Raw genomic sequence first — 24,408 nt, 5'->3', positions numbered from 1 at the left:
TACTGATTATGAATTAATTATAGTTATTTTAGAATAAAAAAAAGTAGGGTGTTTTTATTCGAAAAACAGATCTATTAATCAGTTTTAGATGCTAAATGTACGTTTGCAATTAAGGTCTCGTTACTTAATTCCAGTTCCTATTCGCATCACATTTGCCTCAAATTCCTCGCGGGGTCCTGCGGATTTATTTTTAATTTGGGATCTATAATTATAAATAGTGGAAACAGAATAGCGAAGAAAAACTGCTATTTTAGCACTGTCCTTAATCCCCAAACGAATTAGTGCTACGATTCTTAATTCGGTGTTGAGGAGTTCTCCTTCTTTCAGCTGAGTTAATTCGGTATCAATCAGCAAAGATTCAAATTCAGTGATGAAGTTAGGAAAGAGCAGTAAAAAAGTAGTGTCAAAATTGGTGTAAAACTCTTTTAATTCGGCTTCTATAAACTGTTTTGATTTAATGGCACTGATGAGGTTATTCATTTTGCCAGCGGTTGCCATCACATTCAATTTTCGGCGATAGCCTTCTAATTTTCCAATATAATCAGAACATTGATCCATGTATTTACCAATGTAGATTTCTTTTACGAGGTTGGTTTCTGTAAGTGAACTATTCGTCTCCTTAAGTTGTAAATTGATGGTTTGTAAAACAACATTAAGCTCAGTCAATTGTGAATTTGCGTAGTTTAAATCCTTTTGGGCAATCTTTAATTTTTTCATTTGCTTAAAAAGCAAAATCAGTACAATTAATAAGATTATAGTCAATAAACTTAAGCTTATAAGAAATAACCAAAGTTGTTTTTGGTTCTTGTGATTCTGATGTTCATAAGCTTCACTGATGATAGGCATCATTTTAGAAATTTCGTAGGTCCTTAACCGTGCATTGCAAAAGAGCGCGTCTTCTAAGGAGCGTTGCAAGTATTTGTAAGCTCTGTCGATATCACCTTCTTCATATAGTAAAAAAGCTAGGTTTCGCAGCGAAATATTTTCTTTTTTGGCCAACTTCAAATCAGAAATTGCAGAAATGGCTAACCATTTTTTTTCTTCTTCGCGGTCTTTTTTCTCATGATAGATGTTAGAAATGATGTAAGCAAAAACGGCTCGATCCGGATCAGAAAGAGAAATAGTAGGGAAAATGCTAAGAAGTTGACGCAACGATTGATCCTCTTGCTTATTTTTAATTAATTGCTCCGCCTGAATGATAATATGCTGTCTAGCATTTTTAGGCATATACGAAAGCGTGGAGTCACGGTACTTTTGAGTTAAGGCAGCATATTTTTCTTTTTCATAGGCAGAGGTTGCATAATCATACATGTAACTATAAAGCATTCGATTAACAGCGTAATACGAACCTCTTAAATCTGGAGAGCTATTGCCTTGGTTTTTTGCTAGAATGTCAGTTGCTTCTTTGTACATGCCTAAAGTTCCCATTATCGAAGCAAGCTTAAGCGCGGCTTGATCGCTCCTTTTGGAATCCTTTAGTCTCACAGCGATTTGCATACTTTTTCGAGCAAAAACTAAAGCAGAATCAGATTTATAAACTCGGTATTCTTCGTATAGCTGGTCATACAATTCCTGTTTTTGAAGATCACTCGATGTGGGTTTTAAAAGCTGTTTTAGGGAATCAATTGTATGCTCTTTTTGGTTCGAATAGAATTGGTGATTCTCAATCGTTTGATCTATTTCCTTCAGTAAAGCCGCTGAATTTTCTTGAGCCAAAAGCAGCGCTGGAAAAAACAGAATGAAGAAGAATGGTAAAAATCGAATCATTAAAAGAGAATTATAGTCGCGTAAAATTAAATAAAAATACATAGGAATTACTACTTCCTATTACTAAATAAAGAATGCTGTTTTTTGGTTATAACCAATAACAACCAATAGTTTTCAAAACTTTTAGTAGCTAAAAAAAAATCGATTACTGGTTTTAAGCTGTAAAAAACTATCATTTTTCACGGCTTTTGGTTTTTATAAAGACATAAATTCCATAAGTAGCGTGCAAATCATTAAATTTGTAGCTTATACAAAGATATGTTAGAAAAAGAAGTAATAAATTTCGAAAAAACAGCCATTGTTGGGATTGTAACTCAAAATCAAAGTGAAGAGAAACTTAATGAATATCTTGACGAATTAGAGTTTCTAACTTTTACAGCAGGTGGTGAAGTGGTGAAGCGTTTTACACAAAAAATGGAACGACCTAATCCAAAAACTTTTGTAGGAACAGGTAAAATAGAAGAAATTCACTCATATGTAAAAGAGAATGAGATTTCAACATTGATTTTTGATGATGAATTGACTCCTTCACAGCAAAAGAATATTTCCAAAATTATAGTAGAATGTAAAATTCTGGACAGGACACACCTTATCCTGGATATATTTGCACAAAGAGCCGAGACTTCCTATGCCAGAACGCAAGTAGAATTAGCACAATGCCAATACTTATTGCCTAGACTTTCTGGAATGTGGACTCACTTAGAACGTCAAAAAGGGGGAATTGGAATGCGTGGACCTGGAGAGACAGAAATCGAAACAGACAGACGTATTGTGCGTGATAGAATTGCCTTATTGAAAGATAAAATCAAAGCAATTGACAAGCAAATGGGCACGCAACGTGGTAATCGCGGCGCTATGGTTCGTGTAGCTTTGGTGGGTTATACTAACGTGGGAAAATCAACTTTGATGAATGCTGTCGGTAAAAGTGATGTTTTTGTCGAAAACAAGCTTTTTGCTACTTTGGACACTACAGTTCGAAAAGTAGTTATTAAAAACCTGCCTTTCTTGCTTTCAGATACAGTAGGTTTCATTCGAAAATTACCTACACAATTAGTAGATTCTTTTAAGAGTACGCTGGATGAGGTTCGTGAAGCTGATCTGTTATTACATGTTGTTGATATTTCGCATCCGGAATTTGAAGACCATATTGCGTCAGTGAATCAAACATTAATGGATATAAAAGCAAATGACAAACCAGTTATTATGGTCTTTAATAAAATTGATGCCTACAAGCATTTGACCATTGATGAGGACGATTTAATGACGGAGAAAACTCCAAGACACAATACGCTTGAAGAGTGGAAGTCCACATGGATGAGCCGAGTAGGTGAGGATAATGCCTTGTTCATTTCGGCTACAAACAAAGAAAATTTTGAAGAGTTTAGAGAACGCGTTTACGAAGCGGTAAGACACATACACATTACTCGTTTTCCTTATAATAAGTTTTTATATCCTGATTATAAAGATGCCGTGGAGAAAGAAGATAAAGAAGAAAACGAATAAGTTTTGTTTTTAGTTTAAAATAAGAAATCCCTTTTGAATAATTTTCAAAAGGGATTTTTCGTATACTGAAATTTTATTTAGAAACCGTAATTCACTCCTATTCCAAATATTTCTCTTACCTGAACAGCTTTTACTGAATTGTCATCATAAATAGCTTGTACAGCTACATTTGCCGATAGATACTTGTTTATTTTCATCACCAGATTCATTTGGTAGTCGATATCGACATTTTGCGGATTATCTAGATAGTTAGAATATAAATTCAGTCGATTCTCAATGGATACATTTGCCATCACATTAAATTTATAGTATCCAGAAATGCTGGCGCCAAATTCAAATCGAGAATTATCGCCTTGTAAAACACCAAATGACGGACCAAGATCAGTAAAGTGATTGTGCACCAAAATCAATTTTGCAGTAGCAGGAGAAAAATTCACACTCAGATTATTGCTTTTTTTCCATAACATTCCAGGTCCAAATTGGGTATAGGCTGGAGAGAAAAAATGAGAAATCTTCTGGTTGTCTTTATCATAACCAGAATCCATCTGCGTTTTGAAATTGAAAAATATAGAGTAGTACCAGTCACCGCGAGCTTTTTTTCCCCAAAGAGAATTCAATTCCAAACGATCATCGGTTTTTGCTGACATCTCAGCTCCTTTTATTTTAGTTAAACCATAAGCCAAGATAAATTTATTATCCCAAACGACATCACCTTTTTTATAGTTGAAGTCATAGTTTATGCCAAAATTTCCAGCTATGTTCGAAGTTCCGCCGCCTAGCCACTGCTTATTATACGCTGATTGGTTGAAAAGCAAAGAGATATTTCCGTTTTTTGTCCAAACTTTAGTAGTGTCTATTGGAGTTTCCTGAGCATTTCCAAAAAACACAGCTAAAATAAATACGATAGAAAGTATTGATTTTTTCATGATCCAATATTTTAATTGATACTATTTTTTTGCTTTGTATAAGGGAACTGCTGAACAAGCTTCGCCATACATAATGCTACGTGCGAAGGGTTGTAAATTTTGAGCAGCTAGTACATAAGCACGCATTGGTACTGGTTTTTGAGAACAGCCTTTTATAATAATTGATTTATTGGCATAAGCCGAATAGTCAATTTTAGCTAGTAACTCTTCATACAAAGCGGCATTTAAATCGTCAATGTTTCCATTTACCACTTTCTTAGCGAAAGGAGCCAGTTGGATTGTAACTAAGATAGAAGCCCATGCCGGAACAATGGCGTCTGTGCTGCAGTTGATGGCCACAAACTGATCTTGGTACTGCGTCCAATCGTAATTTTTAAGATGTTCCCTAAAGTCTTTTTCCTTCAATAAAAATCCTTCCAAGAGCCATTGTGAAATGTCAAGCTGAGAGCGAATGCCTTTTGGATAGTAATCTTCTAAATCGAATACTTCTAGTGCACTATTTGCTACTTTATTAATTATTTCTTCCATTATGTTAGTGTTCAGTTATCAGTGTTCAGTTTTTTAGTGTTCAGCTAATAACCGAATACTAAAAAACTGACTACTGCATACTATCATTAAAGCATTCCTAATTCTAATTTAGCTTCTTCGCTCATTAAGTCTTTACTCCAAGGTGGATCGAAAGTAATTTCCACTTCAGCGTCCTTTACATGCTCGATGGATTTTACTTTTTCTTCTACTTCTCTAGGTAAACTTTCTGCAACGGGGCAGTTAGGAGAGGTAAGTGTCATCAAGATTTTAACTTCATAATCAGTATTCACCATTACATCGTAGATTAATCCTAATTCATAAATATCTACAGGGATTTCAGGGTCGTAAATTGTTTTTAATTTTTTTACGATTGCTTCTCCTAATTCGTTTGTGTCTATTTCTTGTGTCATAATTTTTAGTTTTATTTTAATCTTTGAACCATATAAGTGATATAAGTTCATTTAAGTTAAATATTAATTAATCTTCGTCTAGGCATCTATAATAATCACCGACGTATGTTTTTTGACCTTCGTGAAAAATGTTTGTCACGTTAAAGTTTATCATTAATCCCATTGGAGCTTCTAAAAGATTCATATAAGTCATCAATTTGGCGACATGAATTGGAGCTATTTTATCTAAGGCTTTAAGTTCAAGAACCAAACAGTCTTCAATAAATAAATCACATCTTAAATCAGATTCTAATTCTAAACCCTTGTACTCAATAGGGATGGTTAATTCTGATTGGAATTTAATATTCCGTAACGATAACTCTTTAATCATGCATTTATGATAAATGCTTTCTAAAAGACCAGGCCCCAAGTGTTTGTGTACTTCAATCGCTGCACCATTTACTCTGTAAACTATATCTTTCAACTCTTTTTTCGTAATCATACTAGTAGTTCATTGATAGGTTTTATTTTAAATAAAATTCTACTTAAATGTACTTCAATTACTTATATGGTAAAAAAAAAATATTTTTAGTTTTGCGAGTTGAATGCCAAAGCATACATTTTAATATTCTTGATCATTGATACTAGCCCGTTTGCGCGAGTGGGGGATAAATGTTCTTTTAGCCCTATTTCGTCGATAAAATCCATATTAGATTCTAGGATATCTGATGCTGTTTGATTTGAAAAAGTCCGGATCAATATGGCGATAATTCCTTTGGTCAAAATTGCGTCGCTGTCGGCAGTGAAGACTACTTTATCATCGTTTTGCTGTCCCTGCAACCACACTTTCGATTGGCAGCCTTTTATCAAATTGTTTTCGGTCTTGAATTCTTCTTTAATTAATGGAAGTTTTTTTCCTAATTCGATGATGTATTCATATCGCTCCATCCAGTCATCAAACATGGAGAATTCGTCTACTATTTCGTCTTGTATTTCTTTAATTTTCATCGTTTTGTTTTGCAAATGAATTTATTTTATTTACGAATTTTTTAATCTCTTTTGGTGGAAAACCATGATCAAAACTAGTCGTTTCATAAGTTATGTCTTTATAAATGATTTTAAAATTAGCAATTGCCGCACCATCATAAAAGCGTTTTTCGGTTGGTGCTTTCAGTTTTGACAAGCTATCCAATTCCACTTTTTTGAAACAATTTACTAATTGTTCCCAATCTTGCTCTTCTATTTTTGTAGTCAAGACTTTGTCATTTCCGCTCCTATCTTTTGAAATTGTGACCATTTGATTTTGAACCGTTATTTTTTGGTAAAAACCTCTTGAATTTACGGTGTACTCAATAACTGCCGATTCTAAGTCCTGCTTGTTTTGACTTGCACAGCTTTTTCCAAGAAAAATAGTCAATAATATTAAAGATAGTATTCTCATCGTTTATAAACTTAAGATAACATTAGAGTGGCTCTTTTTACAGCTTCAACCATTACGTCAATTTCTTCTTTGGTATTGTAAAAAGAAAATGATGCTCGTATTGTTCCTGGAATTTCGAAATAATTCATAATCGGTTGCGCGCAATGATGCCCAGTTCTAACCGCTATTCCTAATTTGTCAATTATGGTGCCAATGTCGTACGGATGAATGCCTTTGATATTAAACGAAATTACGGAAGTTTTTTCTTGTGATGTACCAAAAATTTTCAAACCTTCAATTTCCAATAATCGCTTGGTTCCGTACTTCAATAATTCCAACTCTTGTTTTTGAATATTTTCAAAACCAACCCCATTCATATAATCTATTGCAGTTCCTAAAACGATTCCGCCGGCAATATTTGGCGTTCCCGCTTCAAATTTATGAGGTAGTTCCGCATAAGTTGTTTTTTCGAAAGTCACCTCTTTGATCATTTCGCCACCACCTTGATAAGGAGGAAGTTTATTCAACCAATCCTCTTTTCCGTATAAAATTCCCACTCCAGTTGGTCCGCACATTTTATGTCCTGAAAAAACATAAAAGTCACAATCTAAATCTTGAACGTCTGGCTTTAAATGGGGAACTGCTTGGGCTCCATCAATTAAAATAGCAGCTCCCACAGCATGCGCTTGATCAATCATGTACTTGATTGGGTTGATAGTCCCTAACGCATTCGAAATATGATTTGTGGTAACGATTTTAGTCTTTTTCGAAAGTAATTTATCGAATTCTGCCATGATTAATTCCCCTTTTTCATTCATGGGAATGACTTTAAGAACGGCTCCGGTTTTCTCACACAGCATTTGCCAAGGCACAATGTTACTATGGTGTTCTAATGCCGAAACCAACACTTCGTCACCTGGTTTTAAAATAGCAGCAAATCCGTTCGCAACTAAATTGATTCCGAAAGTAGTTCCTGAAGTAAATAGTACTTCATGAGAATGTTTGGCGTTAATATGATTTTGAATTTTCCCACGAGAAATTTCATACGCATCAGTCGCTAACTGGCTCAAAGTATGTACTCCGCGATGTATATTGGCATTGATTTTCTGATAGTATTTTGAAATCGCATCAATCACAACTTGCGGTTTCTGTGATGTGGCTCCGTTGTCGAAATAAATTAAAGGTTTTCCGTTCACTTTTTGTGAAAGTATAGGAAAATCGGCTCTTATTTTTTGAATATCTAGCATAATTATTTAGAAAAGTTCTAAATACAAAAGTACTAAAATCCAAATTGTTTCTGCTGCTAATTTGCTGTTTTTTATGTTTGTTTCTTATGCTAGCATCAAAATATAATATCGGTCTAGTGATTAGATATTTTGTTAAATTGCAGTAAATATTTGTCAAATGAAAAAATTCTTCAAACTCATAGGTTTTGCCGCTTTAATAGGAATCATTTATTACGGATCTATTACTTATACTAAGTTAGACTTGATTTCCGGTTTTTCGGCCAAAAGTATGGCCTCGGGACATTTCATCGATCATCGTTCGATGGAGGCGATTGAAAAAGGCGATAACGATATTAAGATGATTGATTTGGCTACAAATAAAATTGACGAAAACGGTCAATTTGCGACGGCTTCGGTTTATGGATTGAAAGAACGAAAAGCGATTTATCGAGAAGGACTCGGTGTTACTTTGATAGACTCTGATTTTGATACATCCGTAGCATATGAGGTTCCTACTAGAACCAAATTCATTTCTGATTTGCCTTTCCCTTATGGTAAGCTAGATCAGAAAGATACTGTTTTGAGTTCAGTTGACTATTCGAAATTAAATGCGGCTGTGGCCAATGCTTTTGATAAAGCAGGAAAAAAAGACAAAAGAACACGTTCTGTAATAGTCATACACAAGGACCAAATTATTGCCGAGAAATATGATACTGGTTTTAACAAAGACAGCAAAATTCTGGGCTGGTCCATGACTAAAAGTATTACAGCGACAATGTTTGGAGTTCTTGAAAAACAAGGAAAGTATGATATTTATAAGTCGGCGCCAATAGTAGAGTGGCGGAATGATAAGCGCAAAAGGATTACCACTAATGATCTGCTTCATATGAATTCTGGACTCGAGTGGGAAGAGAATTACAGTACAATTTGTGATGCTACAAAAATGCTTTTTCAATCAAATAATATGGGAAGAGTGCAACTGGAAAAGCCGTCAATATTTGTATCTAATACGCATTGGAACTATTCTTCTGGAACGACTAACTTATTGTCGTACATTTTGAGAAATCAGTTTAAAACGCATCAAGAGTATCTTGATTTTTGGTATTCTGCATTGATTGATAAAATAGGGATGCATTCGATGATCCTCGAAACGGATATGGCTGGTAATTATGTAGGATCGTCCTACGGCTGGGCAACGACGCGCGATTGGTCCAAATTTGGGTTGTTGTACTTGCACAAAGGGAATTGGAATGGGCAGCAAATTTTGGATGAAAGTTGGGTGAAGTATGTGGCAACTCCTACTGCTACTTCAAACGGTGGTTACGGCGCTCATTTTTGGTTAAATGCTGGCGGAAAATTCCCAGACGTTCCACGCGATATGTATTATTGTAGTGGGTTTCAAGGACAGATGGTAGCTATTATTCCATCGTTAGATTTGGTCATTGTACGCATGGGTTTAAAAGAAAGTCCTGATTTCGATTTCAACGCATTTTTAAAAGGAATTATCGAAAGTGTAAAGTGATAGTTTTAGAATTACCATCAAAGGAAATAATAGTATTTGATATTTGATTGAAAATATATCAAAGCGAGAGTTAAGCAGTGATTTGTAAAATCTTAGTATCGAAATTATTGTGATATTTCCATGCCTATAATCTAAGATTTAGTTTGTCATTTCGTCAGAGGAGGAATCTCAATAAACTACTCAAGTAATTAGAATTGCTATCTCGTTCCAAAAATGAGAAAGAATGAAAAGTTTGTAGTTATTATTTATTGTCGTTTTTTCAAAAAGTCAAATAGGTATTATTAAGATGCGATATTTATAGAAACCTATCTATATGAAACCTGAATTATTGTAAAGACAAAGATATAAGCCGAAACTAAAACGAACAAATTAGCTTATTTTACAATAATGAAACTAGTTATAAAAAGAATGAGCCCGATACAATATCGGGCTCATTTTATATAAAGCATTTATTAAATTTTCCAAACCTTTATGGAAGTTCAATATTCCATTTTAGGCTTTTATATAATTTAAAAATAAATTATTTGATTGTGTAAGTTACTTTTCTAACTAATTTTCTAGCCATTTCAGAATCTTTTTGAACTGAATTGTCCTCACCAGCTGCTACAATATTTAATCTGTTAGCGTCAATGTTAGCTTTCATTAAGATCTTTTTCACATTGTTAGCTCTTGCATTAGACAATTTGTCATTGTATGCAGAGTTTCCTAATTCGTCAGCATGACCTGTAATTTCAACAGATGCAGAAGGATTAGCTCTTAAGTAAGTTACGATAAAATCGATACCTTCTGTAGAAACGTTAGATGGAGTTGATTTGTCAAAATCAAAATAAGTAGCTACATAACCACCATTGATTAAACCTTTAACTACTTCATTGTCGTTGAAAGAACCAGATTTGTCATTTTTGTTAACGTAGTTAGCCATTAAATAGCTTTCTAATTCGTCAGGAACGTTATTGTTGTTTAAGTCAATCGCTCTTCCTTTAGTATCAACCATTACACCAGAAACTGTATTTTTTTCTAAGTCTAAGTAATCAGCAACACCATCTTGATCAGTATCGATCAACATAGTTTCAAGATTATCAACTCTACCAGTTAAAGCGATTACATCTTTGTCTACTAAAGTTACCCAGTCAGCATGTTTTTCATTTTTACCTAAGTAAACTGTTAAACCTACAGTTCCGTTAAAAAGTACTCCTGCAAATCCAGGTGTTCCAACAGTGCTTGCACCATCAAAAGTACGATTTTGTTTAGCATTAAGGATTGTTGTGAAATCTCCAGTTAATGCAATTCTGTTAGATAATTTAATTTGACCTGTTACACCAGCCATAAAGTTACCCATTTTATCTGTTCCTGTGCTATTTTCAGCTTCACCAAAACCTAAACCAAAACCAGCATGACCTAATAATCCAAGTGTGTTAGTCCAAGTTTCAAAATTCATGATTCTTCCTAAGTTAGCAACTGCTTGTAAATCTGCTCTGTAATATTTAGAGTCAAATCCGATTGAGTTTTCTCCTTCTTTAAAACTGTTGTATCCGAAGTCAGCTTTTAAACCAAACTTGTTGTTAAACATGTATCTAACTCCTAGATCAGCTACATAAGCACTTGTTACTGCAGTTCTGTATCCAGCAGTCATAGGTCTCATAGGTTTGTTTAAACCTCCAGCTAATTCAACAGACCATTTGTTAAATTCAGGATTAATTGTTTGTACTGGCTCTGTTTGAGCTGAAAGTGTAGAGAATGCCGCAGCAAAAACCAACGTAAGTATACCTTTTTTCATTTTTTCTTTAAATTTAGAATTTAGGCAAAAGTAACACATTTTGTTTAATAAGAAATTTCGAACAGTAAATTATGTAAAAAATATAGATAATTACATAAAAAAAAGGGAATAACCCTTGTTTAGTGGGGCGAGATTGTGTTTTTCATAAAATTTTATCTGATTTTGACAGAATTTTGTATTCTATTTTAATAGATATGTAGTTAAATCACAGTTTTTTAGTAAGAAAAAAGGTTTTATTTTAGCTTTTTTAGAACCTCAATTATTTTTTCATGAGCCATAAAATTTTCATGCACTATTTTGTGGTCAATTTTTTCGTGTTCCCAAGTAGTATGAAACGGAATATGAGCAGCATAACCTCCAATAGCCAGAACTGGTAAAACATCCGATTTTAATGAGTTGCCAATCATGAAAAATTCAGAAGGTTCAATTTCTAAACGTTTTATCAAATCACAGTAATCAATTTCCTGTTTGTCTGACATCACCTCGATGTGGTGAAAATATTTCCCTAGTCCAGAATTGTGCAGTTTTCTTCGTTGGTCTAATAAGTCGCCTTTGGTGGCAACAACTAACTTATATTTTCCATGCAATGCTTGTAGTGTTTCTTCGACACCTTCTAATAATACGATAGGTTTTTCTGTTAACTCTTTTCCGTACTGTATAATACGTTCAATTACTTCGATTGAGATAGTGTTGTTTGAGATTTTCATCGCCGCTTCAATCATCGAAAGAATATAGCCTTTGATGCCATAACCATACAATTTTAAATTGTCAATTTCGATTTTAAAAAGCTCTTTTGAAATTCCTTGATGTGATAGGTAATCACTCATTAAACTGCAAAATTTTTCTTCTGTTTCAGCAAAATAGGTTTCGTTTATGAATAAGGTGTCATCTGCGTCGAAAGCTATTACTTTTAAATTTTTCATATTATTTTCTAGGGCTAAAGTGGAATTTATTTAATGTTTTTTATCGAAAGCGTCTTGGTGTAAAAGGTGATTCGGATTCCGACAAGTAAAATAAGACCACCAATAATCATATGCAATGTGATCTTTTCGTCTAGAAACAACCACGCCAAAATTGATGTTAATACCGCTTGACCTAGTAAACTTAGTGAAACTCGAGTGGGACGCATGTGTTGTGTAGCATAGCTTATCGAAATCCAAGCAAGTAGTTGGCATACCACGGCCTGTATCAATAGTACATACCAACCCATATCTGAAAAGCCCGAAAAAGGTTCGTTCATCCAAAGACAAACTGCGGCTAAATATACTGTCGATGACAGTAAACTGATTGTCATAAAGGAAAGTACATCCATTTGAGAAAGTACTTTTTTACTGACTAACAAATATATCGAATACAAAACTCCTGATAATACGGCCAAAAGGAAAGCAGTGTCAAAATCCAATTCCAAGAAAAATTTAAAACCTACTAACATCGCCATCCCAAATAATGCGACAGCGGTTCCTATCCAAAAGTTGGTAGCCGGCTTGGTTTTCAGGAATACATATGAAATAATACCCACCCAAAGCGGAGATAAATTAGTTAATAGAGATGCCTGTGTGGCACTCGATGTCTGTATAGCAATGTTCCAAACAGCAACGTCAGAGGCAAATAGTACTCCACATAGAATAGCAAGGAGTAAAACATTTGTTTTTGGTAGTGTAAATTTTTTTGTAATAAGTACAAAGGGTAATAGCAATGCTACTGCGAATGCCATTCTGTAAAATGCAGAAATCAGCCCAGGAGTAAGTGAGAGTTTAACCAATATTGGAAAAATAGAAATACAAAGTATTCCAAAAGCTAATGCTAATCTAGGTTTTGCATTGGTCATTTTTGTTTTTATTAAAAACACGAATTTCACTAATTACCACAAATTCATTCGTGTAAATTAGTGAAATTCATGTTGAATTTTATTTCTTAATTTATTGTCTCGCCATTGGCAGCATCAGTATCTGGATTTACAAAAACCAGTTTTTCTTCTGCATTTGTGGTCATTAAGATCATGCCTTGACTTTCTACTCCGCGAAGGTTCCTTGGTGCTAAGTTCACCAAAACAGTCACTTTCTTACCAATGATATCTTCGGGTTTGAAGCTCTCTGCAATTCCCGAAACAATAGTACGAACGTCAATTCCAGTATCTACTTTCAAAATCAAAAGCTTGTTTGCTTTTGGCATTTTAGTGGCTTCTAGGATGGTTCCAACACGCAAATCCATTTTGGAAAAATCATCAAACTGAATCGCTTCTTTTTGAGGCTCTACGACTTTATTTTCGGCTTTGTTGGCTGTTTTTGTAGCTTCTAGTTTGTCTATTTGTTTCTGAATTTCCTCGTCTTCAATTTTGGCGAAAAGCAATTCAGCTTCCCCAATTTGGTGTCCCGGTACAATCAAATCTGAAGTTTCTGAAATGGTAGTCCAAGACAACGGAGATTCTAGTTTTAATATTCTTGATAATTTAGTCGCTGTAAAAGGCAAGAATGGTTCACATAGCGAACTCAAAGCAGCTGCGATTTGCAAAGCCACATACATTTGTGTTTGTACGCGCTCTGGATTGTCTTTAATTACTTTCCAAGGTTCTTCGTCAGCTAAATATTTATTTCCAAGACGAGCAACATTCATTAATTCACCAAGTGCTTCTCTAAATCTATATCTTTCTACAGAGCTCGAAATTACAGCTGGATAGGCTTTTAATTCGGTTAAAGTCGCTTTATCAACCTCAGATAATTCGTTTGGTTGTGGAACAACTCCGTTGTAATACTTATTGGTTAAAACCACAACACGATTAATGAAATTACCGTAAATAGCAACCAATTCATTGTTATTTCTCGCTTGAAAATCTTTCCAAGTAAAGTCGTTATCCTTAGTTTCGGGTGCATTCGATGTCAAAGCATAACGCAAAACATCTTGCTGACCTGGAAATTCTTCTAAATATTCGTGCAGCCAAACCGCCCAGTTTTTAGAGGTAGATAATTTATTTCCTTCTAAGTTTAAGAACTCGTTTGCAGGCACATTGTCTGGTAAAATGTAGCTTCCTTCGGCTTTTAACATCGCAGGGAAAATGATACAGTGAAAAACGATATTGTCTTTCCCTATAAAGTGAACCAACTTCGTGTCTTGATCTTTCCAGTATGGTTCCCACTCTTTTCCTTCGCGTGCAGCCCATTCTTTCGAAGCTGAAATGTATCCAATAGGCGCATCAAACCACACATATAATTTTTTTCCTTCGGCGCCAGGAACAGGAACATCGATTCCCCAATCTAAGTCACGCGTAACCGCACGAGGTTCTAGTCCGCCGTCAATCCAAGATTTTACTTGTCCGTAAACATTGGGTTTCCAGTCGTTTTTATGTCCAACAAGAATCCACTCTTTTAAGAAATCTTCATAACGATCCAAAGGTAAAAACCAATGTTTTGTCGATTTCATAATAGGAGTTTCTCCTGTAATAGTCGATTTTGGATTAATCAAATCAGTAGCGTTCAAGGTAGATCCACATTTTTCGCACTGATCTCCGTATGCTTCTTCGTTACCGCATTTTGGACAAGTACCAATTACAAAACGGTCTGCAAGGAATTGATCCGCTTTCGCATCATACAATTGTTCGGTTACTTGTTCTATGAAGTCGCCTTTTTCATATAATTTTGTAAAAAACTCCGAAGCCGTGTCGTGATGAATTTTTGCCGAAGTTCGAGAGTAATTATCAAACGAAATTCCGAAGTCAATAAACGATTTTCGAATAATTCCATCGTATTTGTCAATCACTTCTTGAGGCGTGATACCTTCTTTTTTTGCTTTCATCGAGATAGCAACACCGTGTTCATCGCTTCCGCAAACAAACAAAACGTCTCTTCCTTGCAATCTCAGGTAACGGGAATAAATATCAGAAGGCACGTAAACTCCCGCCAAATGACCAATGTGAATTGGTCCGTTTGTGTAAGGCAATGCCGCTGTAATCGTATATCTTTTTGGATTCTGTGTCATAAAATTGATTTTAGATTCTGAAATTAATGCAGAATTCGGTGCAAAAATAAGCAATAGAATTTTTATTTGAAGCAATTTCCCGCTATCCGTTGCAATCTTTTCTTTTTTGAAGAAAAAAAGAAAAGGATTTTCTCCCGAAACATCAGGATTATCGGGGCTAGGAATTTGGGATTTCCACCATATATTTTCACAAACTTGTCATTCTAACGAAGGAAGAATCTCGGCAAGGATATCATGCATTGTGAATTGATTATGTGATTCCTCGTCCTTCTGAAAGATCAATATAGCGGGAGTACTCTGAGTTAGAATATGCTGGTTGGAGAATTAAAAATCCCAAGCTGTTGGCGTCCAGTCCGTCTATTGAAACAATACTACTGTATTGAAACAGATTAATTTTCATAACTTTGATTTCAAAAACACAAGGCCGAATTCAGATTAAATACAAGCAGAGTGAGCAAATCGTATATAAAGTGTTTAGAGTGTGGTACAGTTAATTTAAACAATGAGAATTGTAGTAATTGCGGTGCGATTTTAGACGTGGTTCTCAAGCGAAGACTAGAAAGTGAGAAAAAGAGGCTGCAGAAAATCGAGGAACAAGAAAAAATAAATAAAAAGCCAAACAAAATCGAAGCGTTTTTAAAAAACGGTGCGGAACACCCAAATATCTTAATGCGAATTCTGTTTCAAGTAGTTTACTCCATTTGGATTTTCTTTGCACTTATTGTTGGAGGTCTTATTGCATTGTTTACAGCGGCTGTAGCGGGTTAAGATAAAATAGATAGGATGCTATTAAATTAAAATCGTCTGCATTAATATTTTAATAACATTCATGAAAGCTTTTAGTAGGTATGGAGCATTTTTAGTCCTTTTTGCGGTTGTTTCAGCTTTATTACTCAGTATTTTGTATGTCTAAAACGGTTGTTTATATTATAATGTTTCTAACTGCTCTGACAATTTATGTCATGCAGCGATTGAGGGTACCGTTACCAGATTTGGTCAATAATTATGTCAATGATTTGCTGTATCTTCCGTTAGTGCTTGGTGCGATTGAATTTATAATCAGAAGATTAAAAAATGATAATTCGTTTAAATTGCCCATAACAGTGGTCGTTTTTTTAGCCAGCTTCTATTCTTTTTATTTCGAATATTATCTTCCTACAATTGACCCAAGATACACCGCAGACTGGATTGATGTAGTCCTATATTTTTTGGGAGGATTTGCTTTCTTCTTCATTGAAAAGATTGACATTAGAGTAGTTTCAGAATAGGACTTTTAAATTTTTGAGTGACTTTAAGTCCTTTCTTTATATTTGTAAACGTATTTAAATAAAATTTGAAACATGGCAAAAGGACCCGAAAAAAACACTAAAAACAAGGCTTTACATACTAAATTGCTAAATCGGAAAAATGCGAAACTTCAACAAGAAAAGAAGGAAAAGGCACTGCGATTGAAGGCTTTAGTTGCTAAAATGAATCAGAAAAAGAATAGTGAGGATTCTGAAAACAATCTGTGAAATCCGTGGCAAAAAAAATATTTTTATTTTAAATGAAGCAAAAAATAATTTGCGCTAATTTGTGGTTAGAAAAAGCTTTTATACTTAAAAGCACCTCAAAATAATCCTCGTAATTTGCAGTTAAAAGTACACGCAACTCAATTATTTCTCCGAAATTTGCAGTCAACTTTTTAAAATAAAATCTCATGGAATTTGGTAAAATAATTATTTCAGAAACGGCAGCAGCCAGCGAAAACCCGCAAGATGTTATCAACTCAAATATTTCTGTAATCAACTTAATGCGTGAGGAAAAAATTGACGATGATTTGATTCATGAAGATGCGTTGATGAGTTATTATTTAGATTATTACACTTCCCAATATACAGAAGGTAATTTTGCGCAATTTGTGTATAATTCCCGATGGAATACTGAACTTAACGAATTAATAGCAGAAGGATTGCAGTTATTGGGTGCCGAAAAACATTTGGAGTTATTCCAACAACAATGCAAGAAGGTTAAATTGATGAGCAGTGTCAAACGCGATAAATTCTTTAAAGGAAAATTGGAGGGCGTAAATCCAATTAGAGATTTGATGAACAACGATACTTTTTATGAAATTGAAGAAAATTTAGTACAACTTAATGCTGAATTTTTAAAATCTCATCCTGATTTAGAAGTGCTCTCGGTTGATGAAATGTTTGCGACCTTAGAAGAGTTTGTGGGACATGAAATAAAAAGGGCTTAAGAAGCATTTTTCGTACAATTTGTCATTCCGACGAAGGAGGAATCTCATCAAATTGTTCAAGTGAAGGGGGTTCCTCCTTAGTAAGTATGACAAGACAATTCTATTTATTTACTGTTCTACTCTTTTACCCAAAACTTTGTCTCATAAGTCTCAAACATTTCCTTAAATTTGCTTTCTTTATAGAGATAAAAACCCAAGAATTATAAAATTCAAGCTATGTTACAAATTGCATTTATTAGAGAGAATCAAGAGAAAGTAATCCAGGCTTTGGCAAAAAGGAATATGGATGCCAAAAGTGTTGTGGAAGAGGTGATAAAACTAGACGAACAACGTCGTGCTACACAAGTTGAGTTGGAAGGAATTCTATCGGAATCTAATAAATTATCCAAAGACATTGGCGAACTGATGAAAAACGGTGAGAAATCAAAAGCCGCTATTCTAAAAGAAAAAACAATCTTAAATAAGGAGAAAAGTAAGAAACTGGCTGAAACCGCAGATGCAATTACTGCTGAACTAACAGAGAAACTTTATACTTTACCTAATCTTCCAGCAGATATTGTTCCGGTTGGGAAAACGCCTGAGGAGAACCTAAATATTTTTGAAGCGGGCGAAGTTCCTGTTTTGCATGAAGGCGCACAGCCGCATTGGGAATTGGTGAAAAAATACGACATCATTGATTTCGAACTAGGAAATAAAATTACAGGAGCTGGTTTTCCTGTGTACAAAGGAAAAGGGGCGCGATTGCAACGTGCTTTGATTAATTATTTTTTAGATAAAAATGTTGCAGCTGGATACAATGAAGTGCAGGTGCCTCATTTTGTAAACGAAGCTTCGGCTTATGGAACAGGACAATTGCCAGACAAAGAAGGCCAAATGTACCATGATGCGACGGATAATTTATATTTAATTCCTACAGCTGAGGTGCCGGTAACAAACTTGTTTAGAGACGTTATTCTAAACGAAAGCGAATTGCCAGTTCTAACGACAGCTTACACGCCATGTTTTCGTCGTGAAGCAGGTTCTTACGGAGCGCACGTTCGTGGATTGAATCGTTTGCATCAGTTTGACAAAGTAGAAATTGTACGCGTGGAGCATCCTGATAAATCATACGAAGCTTTGGAGGGAATGGTAGAACACATTAAAGTGATTCTTGACGAATTGAAATTACCGTATAGAATTTTACGCCTTTGTGGTGGAGATATGGGATTCACATCGGCTTTGACTTATGATTTTGAAGTATTTTCTACCGCTCAAGACCGATGGCTAGAAATCAGTTCGGTTTCTAATTTTGAAACTTTCCAAGCAAATCGCTTGAAATTGCGTTTCAAAGACAAAGACGGAAAAAACCAATTAGCACACACCCTAAACGGAAGTTCATTGGCTTTGCCAAGAGTTTTGGCAGGAATTTTAGAAAATTACCAAACTACCGAAGGAATTGTAATACCTGAAGTATTGCGCCCTTACTGTGGGTTTGATATAATAGACTAATTAGTGTTCAGTCCTCAGTGGTCGGTGTTCAGTTTGTTTCTGAATAATACATCGGTTCGCAAACTGAACACTGAATACTGAACACTTTTAACATGAAGCACTTTTTTCTATATATCACTTTGTTATTCTCGCTGTTTTCGTTTGCTCAAAACGAGCAGTTAGCACAGTATTATTATGACAAAGGTGATTTTGAAAAAGCGAAATTGGGATATGAGGAGTTGTTACTTAGCGTTCCTCAAAACATGCAGTATTTTATAAGAACGATTGATTGTTACCAGCAACTACAACAATTTGAAAGTGCAGAAAAAGCAATTCAAAACCGACTTGATAAATACAATCAGGGGAGTCTTTTAGTAGAATTAGGGTATAACTTTCAGTTGCAAAAGAATGAAGCTAAAGCTAAAAGTTATTACGATCTAGCAATAGACCGAATCAAGAAAAATCCAAATGAAGTGTATGGCATTGCTGGCACATTTGAGAAAAAAGTATTATTAGAATATGCTTTGCAGGCCTATCAAATTGCTTCAGAATTAGAACCAAAATATAATTTTAATTACCAGAGAGGATTGCTTTACGGGCAATTAGGGAACATCGAAATGATGATTTCCACTTTTTTGGATGAATCGTATGCAAATCCGCAAAATTCGATTTTAATTCAAAATCAATTGTCTCGTTTCATGTCAGATGATAGTGATGCTGCTTTTAATGACCAAATTAGAAAAGCATTGATTGTTCGTGTCCAAAAAAATCAAGACCTATTTTGGAATCATTTTTTAAGCTGGTTTTACGTACAACAAAAGGAATTTTCGAAAGCCTTTATTCAAGAAAAAGCAATCTACAAACGTAATCCTGAATCATTGGGAAATATTGTGAACTTAGTACATCTGGCTGTTGAAGAAGACGATCAGGAAATTGCCGTTGAAATTTTAGGGTTTGTTCTGGAAAACACTAACGATCTCGAATTACTTGTCCAGGCAAATACTTATCTAATCAAAATGAAAATTGAAAAAGCGAAGGAAAAAGACTTTGCAAATATCAATGCCGAAATAGAAGGTTTGCTAGCAGAATATGAAATCAGCCCTTTTACCTTATCTTTGCAAATAATTCAGGCACATTTTGTGGCTTTTAATTTAAAAAATCCGGAAAAAGGAAGGGCAATTATCAAACAAGCGCTTGACTTAGAATTGGATGATTATAAAGTCGCACAGGCCAAAATGGAATTAGCGGATATTTTACTTTTCGAAGAAAAATTCAATCAGGCATTGATCTACTATTCTCAGATTGAGATGGATTTAAAAAATGATGTGGTGGCGCACGAAGCCAGTTTAAAAGCAGCCAAAACGAGTTATTTTAAAACTGATTTTGTGTGGGCATTGAAACAGTTTAAGGAACTAAAATCGGCTAATACACAATTGATTGCAAATGATGCATTAGAATATTTCTTATTGATAAATGACAATACAGTGGCTGATTCGACACAAACAGCCCTAAAAGAATTTGCAAAAGGAGATTATCTTTTATATCAAAATAGAAATCAGGAAGCGATAGATCAATTTCAATCGATCTTGAAAAATCATAAGGGAGAGGAAATAGAAGCGGTCACTCTATTGCGTTTAGGGCAAATTTATGAGAAAACCGCGGACTATAATTTGGCTTTAAGCCAATATCAAGAAATTATTGACCATCACGGTGACGGAATTTACATCGATGAGGCTTTATTTTTTTCGGCAGAGATTTATAATAAAAAACTGAAAGAAGTAGAAAAGGCGAAATCATTCTACGAAAAGATAATTTTTAATCACGAGGACAGTATCTACTTTGTAGAAGCCAGAAAAAGTTTTAGGCAATTGCGAGGCGATACTAATTTATAAAATATCGTAACGTTTGAAGGGAAATTAGGGCATAATAATAGAATAATATAATATAGAATAACGAGTTTGAGTTAGAATGTAAAATCCTAAATCTAAATTCTTAAATCCTAAATATAAAATGATAATATACAACGTTACCACAAACATACACGAAAGCGTTCACGATCAATGGATGATCTGGATGCAGCACAAACATATTCCTGAAATTCTGGCTACGGGCAAATTTACTGCTGCTCGATTAGTCCGCGTTTTAATTGAAGAAGAAATGGGTGGTGTAACTTATTCTGCTCAGTATACCACTGATAGTAAAGAAACATTGGAGAAATATTATCAAGAAGATGCTCCAGGATTTCGTGAAGAAGGAACCAAGTTGTTTGGCGATAAAATGCTTGCGTTTAGAACCGAGTTAGAAGTGATTTCTGAACACTAGATTTAGTGATCAGTATTTTTGCGAGTTTCGACAGCAATCGGAATCAAGTAATATCATGTCATTTTTCAATTGAATATTAAAAGTGATAAATTTTAAAACAAATAATAAATATTTTGGCTCTTAGTGCCTTCGTGGTAAATAAAGATACTGAAATAAATTCAGCATAAAAATGGAAAAAGTAAAAGCCAAAAAACACCTCGGTCAACATTTCTTGAAAGATGAGAGTATAGCAAAGGATATTGCTGATACGCTAAACTTGGAAGGCTATGATGATATATTAGAGATAGGACCTGGAATGGGTGTTTTAACTAAATATTTATTAGACAAGCCGGTTACGACGTATGTGATCGAAATCGACACGGAATCAGTGACGTATTTGGATGAGAATTATCCAAAATTAAAGGATAAAATTATATCAAAAGATTTTTTGAAATACAATATCAACGAAATTTTCGAAGGCAAACAGTTCGCGATCATTGGGAATTTTCCTTATAATATTTCTACGCAAATTGTTTTTCGAGCATTAGAATACCGCAATCAAATTCCTGAATTTGCAGGAATGTTCCAAAAAGAAGTGGCACAGCGCATTTGTGAAAAAAAGGGAACTAAAGCATACGGAATTCTCTCCGTTTTAGTGCAAGCGTTTTATGATGCTGAGTATTTGTTTACCGTAGATGAAAATGTGTTTATTCCGCCACCAAAAGTAAAATCAGGTGTTTTGCGTTTGCGCAGAAAAGAAAATTATAGCTTGCCTTGCGGCGAAAAATTATTTTTCACGGTGGTTAAAACGGCTTTTCAACAACGTCGTAAAACCATGCGAAATAGTTTAAAAACCATGAATCTTTCTGATAGTTTAAGAGAAGATCCCGTTTTTGATCTTCGCCCAGAACAGCTAGACGTAGCGCAATTTATTGAACTTACCCAAAAAATAGAAGCGGATGGAATTTAAAATCAGCAAAAACTTAATACTCGAATTAGAGCAACACATTGTCAATAAAAACGATAAGGAACTGGAAGCCTTATTGAATGACATGCACCATGCCGATATTGCTGAGATTTTGGATGAGCTTGATTTTGACGAAGCGACTTATATATTTAAAGTATTAGACAGTGATAAAACCGCCGAAATTCTTCTTGAACTAGAGGATGATTTGCGTGAAAATATACTAAGCCGGCTTTCGCCAAAAGAGATCGCCGAGGAATTAGATGAGCTGGACACGAACGATGCGGCCGATATTATCGCCGAGCTTTCTCAGGATCTAAAAGCCGAAGTAATTTCGGAGCTGAATGACGTCGAGCATGCAAAGGACATTGTTGACTTATTGCGTTACGACGAGAATTCTGCAGGTGGATTGATGGGGAAGGAGTTAGTGAAGGTAAATGAAAACTGGAATGTGCTAACCTGCGTTAAAGAAATGCGTATCCAAGCTGAAAATGTTTCTAGGGTTCATTCTATCTATGTGGTTGATGATGAAAACAGACTAAAGGGTAGGCTTTCATTAAAAGATTTATTGACGACTTCGACAAAAACACAAATAAGTGATATTTATATCCGTAAATACAATTTTGTCAATGTAGATACTGAAGATGTTGAAGTGGCTCGAATTATGCAGCGATATGATCTAGAGGCTATTCCTGTTGTTGATGAAATGGGCCGTTTAGTAGGTCGTATCACTATTGACGATATTATTGACGTCATCAGGGACGAAGCGGATCAAGATTACCAGTTAGCGGCGGGTATCTCTAAAGATGTAGAAGCAGATGATAGTATTTTAGAGCATACAAAAGCGCGTTTACCTTGGTTGGTTTTAGCGTTGCTTGGAGGTTTTATTTCTGTGAAAGTTCTTGGGTTATTTGAGGGCGCTATGCTTGAACATGGCGAACTATTCTTCTTTACACCGCTTATTGCCGCAATGGCTGGAAATGTTGGGGTGCAGTCATCGGCTATTATTGTGCAAGGTTTAGCAAATAATACCTTAACGGGGTCCTTGTTCAGTAGGTTAATGAAAGAGGTGTCTCTTAGTTTGCTTAACGGATTCATTCTTGCTATTATATTATTCATAGGAAGTCATTTTCTTTTGGATGTCGAAATTGTCATTGGTGTAATTGTCACCACGGCCTTAGTTTCGGTAATTATAATTGCATCGCTCATAGGAACATTTGTACCATTGTTGCTGGATAAATTTGGGATTGACCCTGCATTGGCGACGGGTCCGTTTATTACGACTAGTAATGATATTTGCGGAATTCTTATCTATTTCTCCATCGCAAGAATTATTTTAGGCTTTTAAATACGGAATGAAAATTCGTTTCTAAAAAGCAAATTATTGACTAAAAAAACTAAAAAACCAAAAAACTAAAAATTGAAATGAGAGTACATATAATAGGAGGGGGAAACCTTGGAACTTCGGTTGCAATAGGAATATCTAAATTTTCGAAAAATAATCAGGTTACTATCACTCGAAGAAATACAGCTAGTATTGCCTATCTTGAAAAATCGGGAATAACGGTTTCATCTGATAATACACATAATATTGAAGAGGCTGATGTAATTATCCTAACCATAAAACCCTATCAAGTAGATGTGGTTTTGGCTGATATCCTACTTAAAATCACAAACAAAACGATCGCATCGGCAGTAAGTGGATTGTCTATCGAAGCGCTGCAAGCTAAGATAGGGGATCAAAATCATGCTATAAGAATCATGCCTAATATTGCAGCGCAATTTGGAGAGTCTGCAACCTGTATTTCATTTACCGAAAATAACAAAGCGAAGGCTGAGGATGTAATTTCATTATTTGAAGATTTAGGTACAGCACCAGTTATTGACGAAAAACTAATGGATGCAGCTACAGTTTTGGCAGCGAGCGGAACTGCATTTGCATTGCGTTACATTCGAGCATCAATGCAAGCAGGAATCGAAATAGGATTTGATTGGAAAACGGCTTTGGCGATTTCGGCACAAACTGTAAAAGGCGCTGCGGAAATGCTCATGGAAGAGCAAGTACATCCAGAACAATTAATCGATAGGGTGACTACGCCAAAAGGTTGTACGATTGCTGGACTTAACGAAATGGAGATGCACGGGTTTAGCTCCTCATTGATAAGAGGAATAAAAACTTCCTTAAAGCAAATACAAGGCTGATTTTATGTTCGAAAAATTCAGCTATTAAATAACTAATTATTAGTAGGTTATAATTTACAAAGCTACTTAACAGCCTGTAATTCATCGGATTAAAACGTAGTTAATCGAGAACAATGTGTAGTATTTTTTTTGATATATAATTAAACGTAAATTTGTAATAGCCCTACTAATCTACTCTTTCTTTTCTTATTAATGGTATAATTGA

25 protein-coding genes are annotated in these 24,408 nt (G+C 34.9%); 12 read left to right on the top strand and 13 right to left on the bottom strand.

Going from position 1 to position 24,408, the window contains the following annotated elements:
* Positions 1–120: 120 nt before the first annotated feature.
* Complete coding sequence (locus tag E0F98_RS03635; protein ID WP_132109226.1) at positions 121–1,767, bottom strand: DUF6377 domain-containing protein; 1,647 nt, start codon at positions 1,765–1,767, stop codon at positions 121–123.
* 258 nt (positions 1,768–2,025) lie between these two features.
* Here E0F98_RS03635 and hflX point away from each other — a divergent pair, with 258 nt between their 5' ends.
* Entirely contained in the window at positions 2,026–3,270 is a 1,245-nt protein-coding gene (gene hflX, locus E0F98_RS03630; RefSeq protein ID WP_132109225.1) for a GTPase HflX, read from the top strand.
* 77 nt (positions 3,271–3,347) lie between these two features.
* On the opposite strand, the gene E0F98_RS03625 is transcribed toward hflX, so the two are convergent.
* The 7 genes from E0F98_RS03625 to E0F98_RS03595 form a co-directional block, all read right to left on the bottom strand.
* Positions 3,348–4,196 (bottom strand): DUF3078 domain-containing protein, encoded by an 849-nt coding sequence (locus tag E0F98_RS03625; RefSeq protein ID WP_132109224.1) that lies wholly within the window; start codon positions 4,194–4,196, stop codon positions 3,348–3,350.
* Between the two features lie 21 nt (positions 4,197–4,217).
* The gene (locus E0F98_RS03620; RefSeq protein WP_132109223.1) at positions 4,218–4,724 is read right to left on the bottom strand and encodes a DUF2480 family protein; all 507 of its coding nucleotides are present in this window, start codon (positions 4,722–4,724) and stop codon (positions 4,218–4,220) included.
* Positions 4,725–4,810: 86 nt separating this feature from the next.
* Positions 4,811–5,134, bottom strand: a complete 324-nt coding sequence (locus E0F98_RS03615) for an SUF system Fe-S cluster assembly protein (RefSeq protein WP_132109222.1) — start codon at positions 5,132–5,134, stop codon at positions 4,811–4,813.
* Positions 5,135–5,201: 67 nt separating this feature from the next.
* Complete coding sequence (locus E0F98_RS03610; RefSeq protein WP_132109221.1) at positions 5,202–5,615, bottom strand: GxxExxY protein; 414 nt, start codon at positions 5,613–5,615, stop codon at positions 5,202–5,204.
* 86 nt (positions 5,616–5,701) lie between these two features.
* Positions 5,702–6,121, bottom strand: coding sequence for a SufE family protein (locus tag E0F98_RS03605; RefSeq protein WP_132109220.1), 420 nt, complete (start codon positions 6,119–6,121; stop codon positions 5,702–5,704).
* Positions 6,111–6,554 carry a hypothetical protein gene (locus E0F98_RS03600; protein ID WP_132109219.1) on the bottom strand — a complete coding sequence of 148 codons (444 nt, stop codon included), beginning with the start codon at positions 6,552–6,554 and terminating at the stop codon, positions 6,111–6,113. Before E0F98_RS03600 ends, E0F98_RS03605 begins: the two co-directional genes overlap by 11 nt.
* Positions 6,555–6,565: 11 nt before the next feature.
* Complete coding sequence (locus E0F98_RS03595; RefSeq protein WP_132109218.1) at positions 6,566–7,780, bottom strand: aminotransferase class V-fold PLP-dependent enzyme; 1,215 nt, start codon at positions 7,778–7,780, stop codon at positions 6,566–6,568.
* A gap of 157 nt (positions 7,781–7,937) precedes the next feature.
* Between E0F98_RS03595 and E0F98_RS03590 the strand changes: the two genes are divergently transcribed.
* The gene (locus E0F98_RS03590; RefSeq protein WP_132109217.1) at positions 7,938–9,281 is read left to right on the top strand and encodes a serine hydrolase domain-containing protein; all 1,344 of its coding nucleotides are present in this window, start codon (positions 7,938–7,940) and stop codon (positions 9,279–9,281) included.
* A gap of 520 nt (positions 9,282–9,801) precedes the next feature.
* On the opposite strand, the gene E0F98_RS03585 is transcribed toward E0F98_RS03590, so the two are convergent.
* From E0F98_RS03585 to E0F98_RS16005, 5 genes are all read right to left on the bottom strand, one after another.
* Positions 9,802–11,058, bottom strand: coding sequence for an OmpA family protein (locus tag E0F98_RS03585; RefSeq protein WP_132109216.1), 1,257 nt, complete (start codon positions 11,056–11,058; stop codon positions 9,802–9,804).
* Positions 11,059–11,291: 233 nt separating this feature from the next.
* Positions 11,292–11,981: an HAD family hydrolase gene (locus E0F98_RS03580; RefSeq protein ID WP_132109215.1), complete on the bottom strand. Its 690-nt coding sequence runs from the start codon at positions 11,979–11,981 to the stop codon at positions 11,292–11,294.
* A 26-nt stretch (positions 11,982–12,007) separates the two neighbouring features.
* Positions 12,008–12,886 (bottom strand): DMT family transporter, encoded by an 879-nt coding sequence (locus tag E0F98_RS03575; RefSeq protein ID WP_132109214.1) that lies wholly within the window; start codon positions 12,884–12,886, stop codon positions 12,008–12,010.
* Between the two features lie 86 nt (positions 12,887–12,972).
* Entirely contained in the window at positions 12,973–15,030 is a 2,058-nt protein-coding gene (gene metG / locus E0F98_RS03570) for a methionine--tRNA ligase (protein ID WP_132109213.1), read from the bottom strand.
* 250 nt (positions 15,031–15,280) lie between these two features.
* The gene (locus E0F98_RS16005) at positions 15,281–15,430 is read right to left on the bottom strand and encodes a hypothetical protein (RefSeq protein ID WP_165929274.1); all 150 of its coding nucleotides are present in this window, start codon (positions 15,428–15,430) and stop codon (positions 15,281–15,283) included.
* 50 nt (positions 15,431–15,480) lie between these two features.
* On the opposite strand from E0F98_RS16005, the gene E0F98_RS03565 reads away from it, so the two are divergent.
* The 10 genes from E0F98_RS03565 to proC all read left to right on the top strand — a co-directional run bounded on the left by E0F98_RS03565 (position 15,481) and on the right by proC (position 24,203).
* Entirely contained in the window at positions 15,481–15,798 is a 318-nt protein-coding gene (locus tag E0F98_RS03565; protein WP_132109212.1) for a hypothetical protein, read from the top strand.
* Between the two features lie 137 nt (positions 15,799–15,935).
* On the top strand, positions 15,936–16,298 hold the full coding sequence (locus tag E0F98_RS03560) for a hypothetical protein (RefSeq protein ID WP_243699189.1): 363 nt from the start codon (positions 15,936–15,938) through the stop codon (positions 16,296–16,298).
* Positions 16,299–16,370: 72 nt separating this feature from the next.
* A complete protein-coding gene (locus tag E0F98_RS16000; protein WP_165929273.1) occupies positions 16,371–16,544 on the top strand; it encodes a hypothetical protein in 174 nt (57 codons plus the stop codon).
* Positions 16,545–16,729: 185 nt separating this feature from the next.
* The gene (locus tag E0F98_RS03555) at positions 16,730–17,269 is read left to right on the top strand and encodes a DMP19 family protein (RefSeq protein WP_132109211.1); all 540 of its coding nucleotides are present in this window, start codon (positions 16,730–16,732) and stop codon (positions 17,267–17,269) included.
* A 216-nt stretch (positions 17,270–17,485) separates the two neighbouring features.
* Positions 17,486–18,757: a serine--tRNA ligase gene (serS, locus tag E0F98_RS03550; protein ID WP_132109210.1), complete on the top strand. Its 1,272-nt coding sequence runs from the start codon at positions 17,486–17,488 to the stop codon at positions 18,755–18,757.
* A 92-nt stretch (positions 18,758–18,849) separates the two neighbouring features.
* Entirely contained in the window at positions 18,850–20,628 is a 1,779-nt protein-coding gene (locus E0F98_RS03545) for a tetratricopeptide repeat protein (RefSeq protein ID WP_132109209.1), read from the top strand.
* A 118-nt stretch (positions 20,629–20,746) separates the two neighbouring features.
* Positions 20,747–21,058, top strand: coding sequence for a DUF4286 family protein (locus E0F98_RS03540; protein WP_132109208.1), 312 nt, complete (start codon positions 20,747–20,749; stop codon positions 21,056–21,058).
* A 169-nt stretch (positions 21,059–21,227) separates the two neighbouring features.
* Positions 21,228–22,007: a 16S rRNA (adenine(1518)-N(6)/adenine(1519)-N(6))-dimethyltransferase RsmA gene (gene rsmA, locus E0F98_RS03535; RefSeq protein WP_132109207.1), complete on the top strand. Its 780-nt coding sequence runs from the start codon at positions 21,228–21,230 to the stop codon at positions 22,005–22,007.
* Entirely contained in the window at positions 21,997–23,349 is a 1,353-nt protein-coding gene (mgtE, locus tag E0F98_RS03530; RefSeq protein WP_132109206.1) for a magnesium transporter, read from the top strand. Before rsmA ends, mgtE begins: the two co-directional genes overlap by 11 nt.
* Positions 23,350–23,426: 77 nt before the next feature.
* Entirely contained in the window at positions 23,427–24,203 is a 777-nt protein-coding gene (gene proC, locus E0F98_RS03525) for a pyrroline-5-carboxylate reductase (RefSeq protein WP_132109205.1), read from the top strand.
* The last annotated feature ends 205 nt before the right edge of the window (positions 24,204–24,408 follow it).

It is taken from the genome of Flavobacterium hiemivividum (assembly GCF_004349145.1).
GTDB lineage: Bacteria > Bacteroidota > Bacteroidia > Flavobacteriales > Flavobacteriaceae > Flavobacterium > Flavobacterium hiemivividum.
Note: the sequence above shows the minus strand (reverse complement) of the source record. Positions and strands in the feature narration are given on the sequence as shown.

Excerpts from the sequence above, each read along its gene's own strand:
- E0F98_RS03635 (WP_132109226.1), bottom strand. The coding sequence starts at position 1,767 with ATGATTCGATTTTTACCATTCTTCTTCATTCTGTTTTTTCCAGCGCTG.
- hflX (WP_132109225.1), top strand. The coding sequence starts at position 2,026 with ATGTTAGAAAAAGAAGTAATAAATTTCGAAAAAACAGCCATTGTTGGG.
- E0F98_RS03625 (WP_132109224.1), bottom strand. The coding sequence starts at position 4,196 with ATGAAAAAATCAATACTTTCTATCGTATTTATTTTAGCTGTGTTTTTT.
- E0F98_RS03620 (WP_132109223.1), bottom strand. The coding sequence starts at position 4,724 with ATGGAAGAAATAATTAATAAAGTAGCAAATAGTGCACTAGAAGTATTC.
- E0F98_RS03615 (WP_132109222.1), bottom strand. The coding sequence starts at position 5,134 with ATGACACAAGAAATAGACACAAACGAATTAGGAGAAGCAATCGTAAAA.
- E0F98_RS03610 (WP_132109221.1), bottom strand. The coding sequence starts at position 5,615 with ATGATTACGAAAAAAGAGTTGAAAGATATAGTTTACAGAGTAAATGGT.
- E0F98_RS03605 (WP_132109220.1), bottom strand. The coding sequence starts at position 6,121 with ATGAAAATTAAAGAAATACAAGACGAAATAGTAGACGAATTCTCCATG.
- E0F98_RS03600 (WP_132109219.1), bottom strand. The coding sequence starts at position 6,554 with ATGAGAATACTATCTTTAATATTATTGACTATTTTTCTTGGAAAAAGC.
- E0F98_RS03595 (WP_132109218.1), bottom strand. The coding sequence starts at position 7,780 with ATGCTAGATATTCAAAAAATAAGAGCCGATTTTCCTATACTTTCACAA.
- E0F98_RS03590 (WP_132109217.1), top strand. The coding sequence starts at position 7,938 with ATGAAAAAATTCTTCAAACTCATAGGTTTTGCCGCTTTAATAGGAATC.
- E0F98_RS03585 (WP_132109216.1), bottom strand. The coding sequence starts at position 11,058 with ATGAAAAAAGGTATACTTACGTTGGTTTTTGCTGCGGCATTCTCTACA.
- E0F98_RS03580 (WP_132109215.1), bottom strand. The coding sequence starts at position 11,981 with ATGAAAAATTTAAAAGTAATAGCTTTCGACGCAGATGACACCTTATTC.
- E0F98_RS03575 (WP_132109214.1), bottom strand. The coding sequence starts at position 12,886 with ATGACCAATGCAAAACCTAGATTAGCATTAGCTTTTGGAATACTTTGT.
- metG (WP_132109213.1), bottom strand. The coding sequence starts at position 15,030 with ATGACACAGAATCCAAAAAGATATACGATTACAGCGGCATTGCCTTAC.
- E0F98_RS16005 (WP_165929274.1), bottom strand. The coding sequence starts at position 15,430 with ATGAAAATTAATCTGTTTCAATACAGTAGTATTGTTTCAATAGACGGA.
- E0F98_RS03560 (WP_243699189.1), top strand. The coding sequence starts at position 15,936 with ATGTCTAAAACGGTTGTTTATATTATAATGTTTCTAACTGCTCTGACA.
- E0F98_RS16000 (WP_165929273.1), top strand. The coding sequence starts at position 16,371 with ATGGCAAAAGGACCCGAAAAAAACACTAAAAACAAGGCTTTACATACT.
- E0F98_RS03555 (WP_132109211.1), top strand. The coding sequence starts at position 16,730 with ATGGAATTTGGTAAAATAATTATTTCAGAAACGGCAGCAGCCAGCGAA.
- serS (WP_132109210.1), top strand. The coding sequence starts at position 17,486 with ATGTTACAAATTGCATTTATTAGAGAGAATCAAGAGAAAGTAATCCAG.
- E0F98_RS03545 (WP_132109209.1), top strand. The coding sequence starts at position 18,850 with ATGAAGCACTTTTTTCTATATATCACTTTGTTATTCTCGCTGTTTTCG.
- E0F98_RS03540 (WP_132109208.1), top strand. The coding sequence starts at position 20,747 with ATGATAATATACAACGTTACCACAAACATACACGAAAGCGTTCACGAT.
- rsmA (WP_132109207.1), top strand. The coding sequence starts at position 21,228 with ATGGAAAAAGTAAAAGCCAAAAAACACCTCGGTCAACATTTCTTGAAA.
- mgtE (WP_132109206.1), top strand. The coding sequence starts at position 21,997 with ATGGAATTTAAAATCAGCAAAAACTTAATACTCGAATTAGAGCAACAC.
- proC (WP_132109205.1), top strand. The coding sequence starts at position 23,427 with ATGAGAGTACATATAATAGGAGGGGGAAACCTTGGAACTTCGGTTGCA.